Source organism: Robiginitalea sp., assembly GCF_982776155.1.
Genome location: NZ_CEXZKX010000011.1, coordinates 44,541 through 57,832, shown reverse-complemented (window position 1 = coordinate 57,832; position 13,292 = coordinate 44,541). Strand labels below are relative to the sequence as shown.

Here is a 13,292-nt window from a genome sequence, read left to right as displayed (position 1 = left end):
TCGTCCAGGATGTTGAATGGCCGGGGCTCGTAGTGGTCCAGGTAGCTGAAGAATACGCTGGTGGTCAGCGAAGTCCCGGAGCCCAGGCCGATCCGGTCGGACAGCCCCAAAAGCGTGTATTTATTGGCTTCGTAACCTTTGGCCTGGGCCCAGGTAAATGCGGCCCTGGTGGGATTCGTCTCGTAATCCGACCGATTCAGGGAACTGGGGATTTCAGCGGTGTAATCGATGTAATTGGCCAGCAGGTTCAACCGGTGCCGTTCCCCGGCGTCGAATCCCAGGTTGAGCAGCAGGCCGTCCCGCTCAAAAGCGTTATTTTCCCGATAGCCCTGGGTGGTCAGCCGGTTGTAGCGGACCTCGGCCCGCAGCGTACTGTCGGCATGGGTCAGGGCCAGGTTGGTCTTAAAGAGCCCGTAGGACCCCGCACTTGTCCGGCTTCTGAGGTGGGTACCCGGTTGGCCGGCCGGGTCGGACTGCAACAGGATGGCCCCCCCGAGGGCTCCCCCGTAGGCAGCCGATTTGGGCCCTTTGACTACCCGGATACTGCTGAGGTTTTCCAGGTCGAAGGCTTCCAGGGCCGATACACCCGTGCCGTTGGTGACGGGGATCTCGTTGAAATACATCCGGAGTTTATCCGTGCCGAACGGGGTGCGTGCCCCGACCCCCCGGATGGTGATCCGGTTTGTGTTGAGTGCCCCGGAGAGGAAATACAGGCCCGGAACCTGGTTGAGGGTTCCCGCAAAGTCCACCGGGTTCTGCTGCCGGATGGCGCGGGAGGTGACAATTTCGGAAGGAACCAGCCCCAGGGGGGAGGCGGCGGTTCGCTCTACCTGCAGGATCACCTCGTTCAGGCCGATAACCGAATCCCGGGGCTGGTCCTGGCTGCAAAGGGAATAAAAGGAAAGGAGGAGCAGGAGGGTGGCGCGGGTTTTCATCTTCGGGGTTAAGTCCCAAAGATACGCCTGCGGCTACTTTCGGCAAAATTCGCGGGGGCAGGCCTCCTGGCCGAAAGCGGCAGGCTTCCCGGCGGAAACCGGCAGGCTTCCCGGAAAAATTAAATTCACCGGGTCCTTGGCATTCCGGGCTAAAAGCGCACCCCGATATTGAGCCCTGCCCGGAAGATAAAGTCTTCCTGGTAAGGTTCCGGGTTCAGGCTCCGTCCCACCCCGCCGTACAATTCCAGGGTAAACCGCTGGGAACGCGTGGTCCACTTGCTGCCGGCCCCAAGGCCCAGGGCAAACCCGTTATAGCGTTCGGCAACCCGGGTCCCGGGGGCGGAGGCAATTTCTTCCTCCCCTTTGTAATAGAGGCCAAAAGCTTCCGCAAAGAAACCGGATCTCGGGGCGTAACCGAAATAGGCCCGCAGGTTCGGGCCGATCCCGAAGTTCCCGTTGTAGTCGTACCGGTCGTTGTCCCAGTAAACGGTGCCCCCCAGGCTCACATCGTCGCCCAGGAAGCGTTCATAGGATAGCTCGGCGGCCCCGGTGGCCAGGAACAGGCCGGCGTTCAACTTCAGTTCGTGGTCCGGACCGAAGGGCGGGTAGGCCTGGGCGGCCAGGCTGCCGGCACCCAGCAGCAACATGAGGAGTAACAGCGGTTGTTTCATCCTTTTTCGGGGGTACAGATCAAAGAGTATTCCATTTTTCAGGGCGAAAGCGAAATTTCGGTGCGAGACCATTAAAACTACATATTTCCAATGGAACGGAGGAAGGTTTCCGCCCTTGGCCGCCAATGCCTATTTTTGCACGAAAATCAACCGGTTGAAAATTGCATCTTATAATGTGAACGGTATCCGGGCGGCCATCCGGAAGGGGTTTCTGGATTGGCTCGTACTGGCCGGGCCGGATGTCATCTGCCTGCAGGAAACCAAGGCGATGAAGGAACAACTGGACCTGGAAGCCTTTGAGAAGGCCGGGTATCCGTATCACTACTGGTTTAGCGCCGAAAAGAAAGGGTATAGCGGGGTGGCCATCCTCTCCCGCCAACGACCCGACCATGTGGCCTACGGCACGGGGATCGGCTATATGGACGCTGAGGGGAGGAATATCCGTGCAGACTTCGGCGGGGTTTCCATTATGAGCCTCTACCTGCCTTCCGGCACGAATATCGCCCGCCTGGACCACAAGCTGCAATACATGGCGGATTTCCAGGCGTACGTGGACAGCCTGAAGCGTGAAATCCCGGAACTGGTTATTTGCGGCGATTACAACATTTGCCATCGGCCCATCGATATCCACGACCCGGTACGCAACAAGAACGTGTCCGGGTTCCTGCCTGTGGAACGGGAATGGATCGGGAATTTTATCGACAGCGGGTTTATCGACAGCTTCCGGCATTTCAATCCGGATCCCCACCATTATACCTGGTGGACCTACCGGGCCGGGGCGCGGGCCAAAAACAAAGGTTGGCGCCTGGATTACGGGATGGTCAGCCGGCCGCTGGAAGACCGGCTCGCCCGCTCGGTGATCCTGCCGGAAGCCCGCCACAGCGACCATTGCCCCATTATGCTTGAACTCAGCGAATCATACTGAAATACCTGAATCCTATGGAATACACCCACCTGCCGCATACCGACATCGAAGTAAGTAAAATTTGCCTCGGCACCATGACATGGGGCCGGCAGAATACGGAATCGGAGGGCCATGCCCAGATGGATTATGCGCTGGATCGGGGCGTTAATTTCTTTGATACTGCCGAATTGTATCCCGTTCCAGCCCATAAGGACTACCATTCCCATACGGAGATGATCATTGGCAACTGGTTTTCAAAAACCGGCAACCGGGACCAGGTGGTCCTGGCTACCAAGATTGCGGGGCCTGCGGCTTTCACAAAATTTATCCGGACCACCGGGTTCAGCCCGGAATCCATCCGGGAGGCCGTAGACGGGAGCCTGAAGCGCCTGAAGACGGATTATATTGACCTTTACCAGTTGCACTGGCCGGAGCGCAGCACGAACTACTTTGGAAAACGCGGTTACTTCCCGGACTACAAGGATCACTGGGAAGACAATATTCACCTGGTCCTCGTTACACTGGCCGATTTGGTGCGGCAAGGGAAGATCCGCCATGTTGGGTTGTCGAATGAAACGCCCTGGGGGGTCATGCGTTACCTGGAGGAGGCCAAGGTCCACCACAACCTGCCGCGGATGATTAGCATCCAGAATCCGTACAGCCTGCTCAACCGGCTGTTCGAAGTGGGGCTGGCTGAAATCTCCCACCGTTCGGACATCGGCCTGCTGGCGTATTCGCCCCTCGGGTTCGGGACGCTGAGCGGGAAATACCTGGATGGGGAACCGCCCGAAAACTCACGGATTGCCCTGTTCCCGAATTACGACCGGTACAGCGGGGAAACGGCGGTAGAAGCCACCCGGGCCTACAGGGATATTGCCTCCTCTTTCGGCCTCAGCCTCGCCCAGATGGCATTGGCATTCGTCAACAGCCGACCCTTCCTGACCAGCAACATCATTGGAGCTACATCCCTGGAACAGTTAAAGGAGAACATCGACAGCATCGATATCCGCCTGTCGGAAGAAATTTTGGAGGCCATCGAGGAGGTGCACCAGCGGTTCCCGAACCCGGCGCCCTAGGGACGGGCGGCCCGGGAGCCAATGGCTGTGCGGCCGGGCGTGCAAGGCCGGAAGGGGCGTCAGGCCCCCGCATTTTAGAGGGTTAATCGAAAAGCGCCCGGACGAGTTCTTCTACCTTGGCCACTTTCCGCACGTCGATCCCCGGTGTTTTCAGGGAGATCTTGGCGTTGGCGGACACATAGATGGTCTCGAAACCGAGCTTGGAAGCCTCCCCCACGCGCTGGTCAATCCGGGGCACCGGCCGGATCTCGCCGGCCAGGCCGATTTCCCCCGCAAAACACACCCCTTTGGGCACCGGGATGTCTGCGTTGCTCGATAGGATAGCCGCCAGCACGGCCAGGTCGATGGCCGGGTCGTCTACCTGTATCCCCCCGGTGATATTCAGAAAGACATCCTTGGCTGCCAGCTTGAAGCCGGCTCGTTTTTCCAGGACCGCCAGGAGCATGTTCAGCCTCTTGGCCGGGAACCCGGTGGCCGAACGCTGGGGTGTGCCGTAGACCGCCGTACTGACCAGGGCCTGGATTTCGATCAGCAGCGGCCGGAGCCCTTCGACGGTAGCAGCCACGGCCGTGCCGCTCAGGGATTCGCCGGATCGGGAAATCAGGATTTCCGACGGGTTCACCACCCCGTGCAGTCCGTCGCCCTTCATTTCATAGATTCCCAGTTCGGAAGTGTTTCCAAACCGGTTTTTCAGGGCGCGCACAATGCGGAACAGGTGGTTTCGGTCCCCTTCGAATTGCAATACGGTGTCCACCATGTGCTCGAGGATCTTCGGCCCCGCGATGCTGCCTTCTTTGGTGATGTGGCCAATCAGGATCACAGGCGTATGGGATTCCTTGGCAAATTTGATCAGTTCGGCTGTGCACTCTCGGATCTGGGAGACACTGCCCGCTCCGGCCTCCAGGTAATCGGAATGCAGGGTCTGTATGGAATCGACAATCACCAGCTCGGGCTCCAGGGCGGTAATTTGTTTGAAGATCCGGTTGGTATTCGTCTCGGTGAGGATATAGCAGGAATCCGCATCGGGCCGGATGCGTTGTGCGCGCATGGCTATTTGCCGCTGGCTTTCCTCCCCGGAGACATACAGGGTGCGCAGGGCGACCTTCAGGGCCATTTGCAGCATCAGCGTGCTCTTGCCGATCCCGGGTTCTCCCCCAATCAGCGTGAGGGAGCCGGGCACCAGGCCGCCCCCGAGTACCCGGTCGAGTTCCGGGTCGCCGCTGGAAAGCCGCATTTCCCGGTCGGTGGGGATTTCGCCAAGGCGTACGGGTTTTGAACTACGCGCCGGGGCCTCGGACGATTTCCAGTCCCGGGTGTCGGGCTTCTGGAGCAATTCTTCCGCGAGGGTATTCCACTCTTTGCACGAATTGCACTGCCCGGACCACTTGGGGAACTGGGCGCCGCAATTCTGGCAGAAATAGGCTGTTTTGGTCTTGGCCATCCGGGTTGGGTATGGGGCTAAAGATAGACCCCCCCGACGGAATTTCCAAGGTAGGCGACCAGGCGGTTCAGAAGCCGAAATCGGCCTTGAGCGCGTCCATTTTTTCCAGGGCCATCTCCTTGGTGAGGAAATCTATTTCCTCCATCCCAAAGGATTTTTCAAAGGTGCGCAGGGCTTTTTTCGGTTCCCCCATCTGTTCGTAGTATTCCCCTTCAAAGTAGAAGCCGAGCATCGTCTGCGGGAACTGCTCCTTGCAGATATCCGACAGCGGCTTGAGGGATTCGTAATCCTGTTTTTTGCGGATGCCGGCGTACACGGCCAGGACGTCGTTCAGGGCAACTGGCTGCCGGAAGCCGAAGAGGTCCTCGATGGTCTGGTACTTGTTGTTCAGGTAGTCGATGACCGGGTCGGTCGAAGCGAGGATCTGCTCCCGGTATTCCTTTGGGCTGATGGGGCGGAAGATGCTGAATGTCCGGTCCCAGGCCTTGCCAATACCGTAGGTGGCGATGGAAACCTCGTCGGCAGTGTCGTATTTGTCGTAGTAATAGGAGAGTCCGTCGCGCTGTACCTGCTGCATGTTGCTGTTGAGCAGGTCCACCGCCGAATTGTCGCCCTCGGAGATCCCCTCGGAGATCAGGTGGTAGAAAATGGGTTGTTCGATCTCGCTTAGCCGGGCGGGTACCCGCGATTCCATTTCCGGGGCCAGCAGGGGGGAGATGCTGATGTACGCGTCGAACAGGGACGCTTCTTTAAAGAGGTAGAAATTCCCGAAGTTGGCCGTGATATCGTACCCCACAAACATCTTGAACGGGGCCAGGTTATAGGCGCTGTTCATATACGGTATAATCTCCAGCCCGAGGAATTCGTAAAACAGCTTGCCTTTTTCGGAGGGCAACCCGGAGGTTTCCTCAAAGGCGCAGTCGTACCAGCGCAGGTCGTCGTCCTCCTGGTCGATGCCCACGATAAGCGCTTCGGGCATCCCCTGGTACTTGCTGTAGTAGCGGGCGGTTGCCACTACCTGGTCGAACAGGCGTTCCGCGTCGAGGACGATGACCAGCGGATAGGACTTTTCCGGCGTATAGTCCTCCGGGATGTAATAGGATACCCCCCGGCGTTCCTGGAGTTTAAAGGATTCGAAGATTTCTTTTTTGACCTGGGCGGCACATGGCGCCAGCGTGGCGATGGCCAGCAGGGTCAGGAGCAGGCGTTTCATGAAGTTCGGTTTTTGGCTGGGGGGATTATTTACCCCTGTTCCATAACGGCAGCAGCAGGAAAGATATTGCACCGAATAGCACCACCATGAGGGTCTGTGCAATCCAGATGATCCAGCCAAAGGCATCGGCGGAATTGGCGCTGATGCCGAAAAGCATCAGGGCCTGTGCCACGGCAATCGGGTAGAGCCCGAGGCCGCCTGGGGTGGCGGTCATCGCAAAGGCCCCGGCTATAAAAGCCACCAACAGCTCCCAGAAATTCAGGGAAAGCGTTTCCGGAACAGTGTATTTGATGATCCAGAACATGCCGATATAAGCCGCCCAGATAAACAACGTATGCCCCAGGAAGGCCCACTTTCGCTTCATTCGGAAGATGCTCATCACCCCTTCCAGCAAACCGCGGACGAAGCCCCGCATTTTCTGTGCAAAAGCCCATTTGGATTTCCTGAGGAAGGCGCGGAAAACAAACAACCCGACGATGCCTCCGCCCAAAAGCAGGGCGCTGGCGGTGAGCCCGAGGCCGTTTTCGCTCAGGTAGCCCATGATGATGTCTGTTTGGGAAGCGAGGGCCAGCAGGATAATCAGCAGGAGCATGAGCAGGTCGATGACCCGTTCGGTGACAATGGTGCCGAAGCCTTTCTGGAAGGGGACCCCTTCATAGGTTGCCAGGGCGGTTGCCCGCAGGAATTCCCCGGAACGCGGGATGCCCAGGTTGGCCAGGTAGGCCATCAGGATAATCAGGATGTTGTTCCGCAACCGGGGGGAATACCCGATGGGCTCCAGGAGGTAATTCCAGCGGATGGCCCGCGAGATGTGGCTTAGAATGCCGATCAGGATGGACATCCCCACCCAGAACAGGTCGGCCTCGCGGATATACCGGACAATTTCCCGCCGGTCCGCCGGGGAAGTCATGTTGTAGGAATACCAAATAAGGAATACGCCCAGTGCGATGGGCAGGATAACCTTGAGCGCTTTTTTTACCGAAGCGTCCAAGGTCAGTTGAGCAGGTTCGTCTCCTCGTTGGGGAATACCAGGGCGGGATTGAAGGCCTTTGCGGACTCCACATCCATCCAGGCGTAGGTGATCAGGATGAGGATGTCCCCGACCGCCACCTTGCGCGCAGCCGCGCCGTTCAGGGTCAGTTCGCCGCTGCCCCTCGGGCCGGGGATGGCGTAGGTTTCCAGGCGTTCGCCATTGTTGTTGTTTACAATCTGGACTTTTTCGCCCTGGATAATGTTTGCCGCGTCCATAAGATCCTCGTCGATGGTGATCGACCCGATATAATTCAGGTCGGCGCCCGTGACGCGGACCCGGTGAATCTTAGACTTGACTACTTCTATTTGCATGGGGCAAAGATACTTAATTCAGGGCGAGGTTGTCGATGAGCCGCACTCCTCCGAGGTAGGCCGCCAAAAACGCCCGGTACTTTTTATTCCTGTTTTTCCGCTGCACGGGCTTCAGGCTCCGGGCATCGGCAATTTCAATATATTCCAGTTCAAAATCGGGATGGGCTGCAAATGCCTCCTCCACGTACTGCTTGACTTTCAGTGCACTTTTCGTGCCAAAACGCTTTTTGGCTTCCTGCAGGGTTTTGTGGATAAATGCGGCCTCTTCCCTGAGTCGTTTTGTCAGTCTCCCGTTCCGGGAACTCATCGCCAGGCCGTCCGCTTCGCGGATGATCGAGCACCCGATGATTTCTACCGGGAGCCGGGTGGATTCCACCAGTTTCCGGATAACCTGCAACTGCTGGTAGTCTTTTTCCCCAAAATAGGCCCGGTGCGGGGAGATGAGCCGCAACAAAGCTTCCACTATGGTCCCCACGCCGTCAAAATGACCGTCCCGGAAGGCGCCTTCCATCACCTGGTCGAGCCCCCGGAAGTTGTATTTCCTGGAAACCACCGAATCCCCGTACATTTCGGATACCGCAGGGGCAAAAACGTGCAAATCCCCGGAAATGTCCCGTAGCTTGTCCAGGTCGCTTTCCAGGGTGCGGGGATACTTGTCCAGGTCTTCCGGGTTGTTGAACTGGGTGGGGTTGACGAAAATACTCACGATCACCACGTCGTTTTCGTCCAGTGCGCGGCGGACGATTTCGAGGTGGCCCCGGTGCAGGGCACCCATGGTGGGCACCAGGCCGAGGGTCTTTCCCGATTCCCGGACGGACAGAGCGAATTCCCGGATCTCCGATTTGGTTTTCAAGGGCTTCATTGGCGTGGAAAACAGCGTGCAAACTTACTATAATTACGGGTATTCTGCATAAATTTTGTAATTTTGCAGCTACGTTTTCACTCGAAACAAAATTCCGCCTCTATGAATGGAAAAAAGATATTGTTCGTATCTTCTGAATTAGTACCCTACCTACCCGAGAACGAAGTATCCCTGATGTCCTATGAAGCGCCCCGGATGGTGAACAGCAATGGCGGACAGATACGGATCTTCATGCCCAGATACGGAAATATCAACGAGCGCAGGCACCAGCTGCACGAAGTTATCCGCCTTTCCGGGATGAACCTCGTGATCAACGATATGGATATGCCGCTGATCATCAAGGTGGCCTCCATACCCAAGGAGCGCATCCAGGTCTATTTTATCGATAACGAGGAGTATTTTAAGCGGAAAGCGACCTTTACGGACGAAAACGGGGAACTTTTCCCGGACAACGACGAGCGGGCCATCTTTTTTGCCAAAGGCGTGGTGGAAACGGTCAAGAAACTGAATTGGGCCCCGGATATCATCCACGTTCACGGATGGATGGCTTCCCTCTTGCCCATGTACCTCCGCAAGGTATACGCCGACGAGCCGCTTTTTGCGGACAGTAAAATCGTCACGTCCATCTATGGGGTTGGATTTGACGGGCACCTGAATAAGGACCTCGGGAAGAAAATCGCCTTCGACAAGGTGGGGGATGACAACCTGAGTGGCCTGGATAACCCCACCTACAATAATTTGTTAAAAGTAGCCGTAGATCACTCCGACGCGGTTATCTTAGCCGCCGAAGATATTCCCGATGACCTGACGGAATATGTAGCCAACCTGAAGAAACCGGTATTGCCTTACGTCCCCCTGCAGGAGTTCGAAGAGGCGTATGCAAATTTTTATAATACCGAAGTTTTAAACTAAGCCTACATGAAGCGATTCGCAATTTCCGTTTTGGCGGGCGTATGCCTTGTTATAACGGCTGCATCCTGTGAAGAGGAAACGCTTACCATCGGGGAGGGCGTTATCGGGGGCGAGCCATTTGGAACGGGTACCGCTTACTACGACGTCTTTGCCTATAACCACAATATCACGGCCGTGCCCACCAACCGGTTGCCCATCTACCAGCTGGGGGTGTTCAACGACCCGGTCTATGGCCGGACGGAATCCCGGATCACTGCCCAGTTGAACCTTCCCAACAATACGGGGAACCCGACCTTTGGCATTTACTCCCAGGCTGCCGAGGACAGCGACCCGGATATCCCGCAGGAGAACGAAACGGTTACCGAGGTTCGCCTGTACCTTCCTTACTTTATCGATGGCACCGCGGATTCCGATTCGGACGGGGTGATCGACGAGCTGGACGAGGAGCCCAACGACTCCACCAACGACAGCGACGGGGACGGCATTTCCAATGCCCAGGAAACCGCTGCCGGAACGGATCCGCTGAACCCGGATACGGACGGGGACGGGACCCCGGACGGCGCCGATACGGAAACCGTGGGGAACACCTACCCGAATGTGCGGGAGTTGGACAGCATATACGGGAACCGGGACCAGCCCTTCACCTTCCGGGTAGAGCGGAATACGTTTTTCCTCAGCGACCTGGACCCGGATAGCGGGTTTCAGGAATCCCGGCCCTATTTCTCCGACCAGCAGATCAGCCCGGACTTTGTTTCCGACCTGTTGTTCGAAGGCCAGCTTACCATTTCCAACGAAGAAATCTTGATATTCAACGAGGATGACCCGGAGACCGAGGAGGATGAATCGCTCACCCTGAGCGAGCGCCTTCCCCCAGGGATCGTCGTTTACCTGGATACGCAATTTTTTCAGGAAAACATCCTGGACAAAGAAGGCGGCCCGGAACTCCTCAGCAATATCAACTTCCGGGAATTCATCCGGGGGCTCCACCTGAGCCTGACCCCGGCCGGGAACGAAGAACTGATGATGTTGCTGGACCTCACCGATGCGCGCCTTAGAATTTCCTATGAGTACGACCAGGCGGACGAGACGGAGCCTGCCGAAAGCACCTATACGCTGCGCCTGCTGACCGGCGGGGGAACCCAGGCCATTAACGGCAATGCGATCAATACCCAGCTGAGCGAGGCGTACCCGGCAGAGATTGCCGATGCGCTCGGGGCAGCGGACCCGGCTTCGCGCATTTACATCAAGGGCGGGGCCGGCACGTATGCCGAACTCGACCTGTTTGAACGGGACGGGCAGGAGAACATCATCAACCAGATCAAGCAGAACGACTGGCTGATCAATTCGGCTTACCTTGTTTTCCACGTGGACCGGGAAACCCTGGATGCCGCCGGCAACACCTACGAGCCGCCGCGGCTCTACGTCTACAATGCCGAAACAAACAGGCCCCTCTACAACCGACTGACCGAAAACAGCGTTGCAGAAAGCCCTTCAGGGGTTTTCCTGAATTACGACGGTTTCCTCGAGGAAGAAGGGGGGAAGGGCATCCGCTACCGCGTAAACATCACCGAACACATCAACAACCTCATCATCCGCGACTCGGCCAATGCCCGCCTGGGGGTTGCCAACACCCCGGACCTGCGGATTACCGGTACGGACGAGCTGATGGTGCCTGCTGAAGACGGCGGCCTGAAGGAACTTCCCGTGAGCGGCACGATCAGCCCCCTGGGGACCGTGCTTTACGGCGGGGACTCCGGCATTGGGGAAGCCAACCGGCTCCGCCTGGAAATCCATTACACGGAAATCGACCCCTGAGGATATACCAATTGCGGATAAAACCCGTTTTACAACTAGAATTTACAGGGGGAATACCCCGATTCCCCTATTTTTGGTATACGTAAAACCCTATTGGAGTCACTATGTGCGGAATAGTCGGATACATCGGTCACCGGGACGCTTACCCGGTCATCATCAAAGGATTGCAACGCCTGGAATACCGGGGCTACGACAGTGCCGGGATCGCCCTGTTTGACGGGGAGCAGATCAACCTGTCCAAAACCAAGGGGAAGGTAGACGACCTCAAAGCCCGGAGCGAAAAGGAAATATCCCTGGCCGGCCACCTGGGAATCGGCCACACGCGCTGGGCCACCCACGGGGTACCCAACGACTGCAATGCCCACCCGCACACCTCCAACTCGGGCAACCTGGTGATCATCCACAACGGGATTATCGAGAATTATGAGGCGATCAAAAAGGAGCTCGTCAAAAGGGGCTATTCCTTTGAGTCGGACACGGACACCGAGGTGCTCGTCAACCTGATCGAGGAAGTCAAGTCCAAAGAAAATGTAAAACTCGGGAAGGCCGTGCAGATTGCCCTGAACCAGGTGGTTGGCGCATACGCCATTGCGGTCTTCGACCGATCCAAGCCGGACGAGATCGTGGTTGCCAAGCTCGGCAGCCCGCTGGCCATCGGGGTGGGGGATGACGAATTTTTTATCGCCTCGGACGCCTCGCCTTTTATCGAATACACGAACAACGCGGTGTACCTGGAAGATGAGGAGATGGCCGTGGTACGCCTCGGCAAGGAGATCAAACTCCGGAAGATCAAGGACGATTCCATCGCCTATCCGCTCGTACAGGAACTGCAGCTCAACCTGGAGGCTATAGAAAAAGGCGGGTACGAGCACTTTATGCTCAAGGAGATCTACGAACAGCCCCATGCCATCAAAGACACATTCCGCGGCAGGCTCCGGGCAGACCAGGGGCTGATCCGCATGGCCGGGATTGACCAGAACCTGGAGCGGTTCCTGAATGCCAACCGGATTATCATTGTGGCCTGCGGTACCTCCTGGCATGCCGGCCTGGTGGCGGAATACATCTTCGAAGACCTCGCCCGGATACCCGTTGAGGTGGAATACGCCTCTGAATTCCGGTATCGGAACCCGGTTATTTCCGATAAGGACGTATTGATAGCCATCTCACAATCCGGGGAGACGGCAGACACCCTGGCCGCCATCAAACTGGCCAAGGAGCGCGGCGCATTCGTGTTTGGCGTTTGCAATGTGGTGGGATCCTCCATCGCCCGGGAAACCCATGCGGGGGCCTATACGCACGCCGGACCCGAAATCGGGGTGGCCTCCACCAAGGCATTTACCACCCAGATCACCGTCCTGACGCTCATGGCGCTGAAACTCGCCAAGGCCAGCGGCACGCTTTCCGAATCGCGGCTGCACGAGATGTTGTCGGAACTCGAAGGGATTCCCGCCAAGGTGGAAAAAGCCCTGGAGTCCAACGCGCTCATCGAGATCATCTCGGATGTCTACAAGGATTCCACCAACTGCCTCTACCTGGGAAGGGGGTACAACTTCCCGGTTGCCCTGGAAGGCGCCCTGAAACTCAAGGAGATCAGTTACATACACGCAGAGGGCTACCCGGCTGCCGAAATGAAACACGGGCCGATTGCCCTTATCGACGAACAGATGCCGGTGATTGTCATCGCCACCCGGAGGGGCCACTACGAGAAAGTGGTGAGCAACATCCAGGAAATCAAGTCGCGCAAGGGGAAGATTATCGCGATAGTCACCGAAGGGGACGAGCAGGTCCGCGACCTGGCGGACCACGTCATCGAGGTGCCCGAGTCCTCCGAAAGCCTGTCCCCCCTGCTGACCACCATCCCGCTTCAGCTCCTTTCCTACCATATTGCCGTGATGCGCGGCTGCAACGTGGACCAGCCCAGGAACCTCGCCAAGTCCGTAACCGTGGAGTAACATCCGCCTGCCGGACTTTTGGCCGTCAACCGTCCAACTGCTGTTCCCGTACCGGATTTAGTGTGCTGCGGATACCCGGGGGATGCTAAAAACCACGTCGCTACCCCTTCCCGTCTTTTTGTCAAAATCTGAATAGGCCTGCCGGTCAATTGCCATATTGTTATTAT

General features: G+C 57.3%; 12 protein-coding genes. 5 read left to right on the top strand and 7 right to left on the bottom strand.

From position 1 onward, the window contains the following. The coding region (locus tag AC3DKS_RS14160) for a TonB-dependent receptor plug domain-containing protein (protein ID WP_474732121.1) at positions 1 to 935 on the bottom strand (935 nt) is incomplete at its 3' end. Between the two features lie 149 nt (positions 936 to 1,084). Next, positions 1,085 to 1,606 carry a hypothetical protein gene (locus tag AC3DKS_RS14155; protein ID WP_041327494.1) on the bottom strand — a complete coding sequence of 174 codons (522 nt, stop codon included), beginning with the start codon at positions 1,604 to 1,606 and terminating at the stop codon, positions 1,085 to 1,087. A gap of 154 nt (positions 1,607 to 1,760) precedes the next feature. Here AC3DKS_RS14155 and AC3DKS_RS14150 point away from each other — a divergent pair, with 154 nt between their 5' ends. After that, on the top strand, positions 1,761 to 2,531 hold the full coding sequence (locus AC3DKS_RS14150; protein ID WP_041327495.1) for an exodeoxyribonuclease III: 771 nt from the start codon (positions 1,761 to 1,763) through the stop codon (positions 2,529 to 2,531). Between the two features lie 14 nt (positions 2,532 to 2,545). After that, entirely contained in the window at positions 2,546 to 3,586 is a 1,041-nt protein-coding gene (locus tag AC3DKS_RS14145; protein ID WP_015753573.1) for an NADP(H)-dependent aldo-keto reductase, read from the top strand. An 82-nt stretch (positions 3,587 to 3,668) separates the two neighbouring features. Here the strand turns inward: AC3DKS_RS14145 and radA are convergent, their stop codons facing one another. The 5 genes from radA to panC form a co-directional block, all read right to left on the bottom strand. Further along, a complete protein-coding gene (radA, locus tag AC3DKS_RS14140) occupies positions 3,669 to 5,027 on the bottom strand; it encodes a DNA repair protein RadA (protein WP_015753574.1) in 1,359 nt (452 codons plus the stop codon). Positions 5,028 to 5,094: 67 nt separating this feature from the next. Further along, positions 5,095 to 6,240 (bottom strand): alpha/beta hydrolase, encoded by a 1,146-nt coding sequence (locus AC3DKS_RS14135; RefSeq protein ID WP_015753575.1) that lies wholly within the window; start codon positions 6,238 to 6,240, stop codon positions 5,095 to 5,097. A gap of 25 nt (positions 6,241 to 6,265) precedes the next feature. After that, positions 6,266 to 7,231, bottom strand: coding sequence for a lysylphosphatidylglycerol synthase transmembrane domain-containing protein (locus AC3DKS_RS14130; protein ID WP_015753576.1), 966 nt, complete (start codon positions 7,229 to 7,231; stop codon positions 6,266 to 6,268). A gap of 2 nt (positions 7,232 to 7,233) precedes the next feature. Then, entirely contained in the window at positions 7,234 to 7,584 is a 351-nt protein-coding gene (panD, locus tag AC3DKS_RS14125) for an aspartate 1-decarboxylase (protein ID WP_015753577.1), read from the bottom strand. A gap of 13 nt (positions 7,585 to 7,597) precedes the next feature. Further along, positions 7,598 to 8,446 (bottom strand): pantoate--beta-alanine ligase, encoded by an 849-nt coding sequence (gene panC / locus AC3DKS_RS14120; protein WP_474732116.1) that lies wholly within the window; start codon positions 8,444 to 8,446, stop codon positions 7,598 to 7,600. 102 nt (positions 8,447 to 8,548) lie between these two features. On the opposite strand from panC, the gene AC3DKS_RS14115 reads away from it, so the two are divergent. From AC3DKS_RS14115 to glmS, 3 genes are all read left to right on the top strand, one after another. Beyond that, positions 8,549 to 9,358, top strand: coding sequence for a glycogen/starch synthase (locus AC3DKS_RS14115; RefSeq protein ID WP_015753579.1), 810 nt, complete (start codon positions 8,549 to 8,551; stop codon positions 9,356 to 9,358). 6 nt (positions 9,359 to 9,364) lie between these two features. Further along, positions 9,365 to 11,173 (top strand): DUF4270 domain-containing protein, encoded by a 1,809-nt coding sequence (locus tag AC3DKS_RS14110; protein WP_015753580.1) that lies wholly within the window; start codon positions 9,365 to 9,367, stop codon positions 11,171 to 11,173. 104 nt (positions 11,174 to 11,277) lie between these two features. After that, positions 11,278 to 13,125, top strand: coding sequence for a glutamine--fructose-6-phosphate transaminase (isomerizing) (glmS, locus tag AC3DKS_RS14105; protein WP_015753581.1), 1,848 nt, complete (start codon positions 11,278 to 11,280; stop codon positions 13,123 to 13,125). The last annotated feature ends 167 nt before the right edge of the window (positions 13,126 to 13,292 follow it).

Bases quoted from the DNA above. Each gene is read 5' to 3' on its own strand.
- AC3DKS_RS14135 (WP_015753575.1), bottom strand. From the start codon at position 6,240: ATGAAACGCCTGCTCCTGACCCTGCTGGCCATCGCCACGCTGGCGCCA.
- panC (WP_474732116.1), bottom strand. From the start codon at position 8,446: ATGAAGCCCTTGAAAACCAAATCGGAGATCCGGGAATTCGCTCTGTCC.
- AC3DKS_RS14110 (WP_015753580.1), top strand. From the start codon at position 9,365: ATGAAGCGATTCGCAATTTCCGTTTTGGCGGGCGTATGCCTTGTTATA.
- radA (WP_015753574.1), bottom strand. From the start codon at position 5,027: ATGGCCAAGACCAAAACAGCCTATTTCTGCCAGAATTGCGGCGCCCAG.
- glmS (WP_015753581.1), top strand. From the start codon at position 11,278: ATGTGCGGAATAGTCGGATACATCGGTCACCGGGACGCTTACCCGGTC.
- AC3DKS_RS14155 (WP_041327494.1), bottom strand. From the start codon at position 1,606: ATGAAACAACCGCTGTTACTCCTCATGTTGCTGCTGGGTGCCGGCAGC.
- AC3DKS_RS14115 (WP_015753579.1), top strand. From the start codon at position 8,549: ATGAATGGAAAAAAGATATTGTTCGTATCTTCTGAATTAGTACCCTAC.
- panD (WP_015753577.1), bottom strand. From the start codon at position 7,584: ATGCAAATAGAAGTAGTCAAGTCTAAGATTCACCGGGTCCGCGTCACG.
- AC3DKS_RS14145 (WP_015753573.1), top strand. From the start codon at position 2,546: ATGGAATACACCCACCTGCCGCATACCGACATCGAAGTAAGTAAAATT.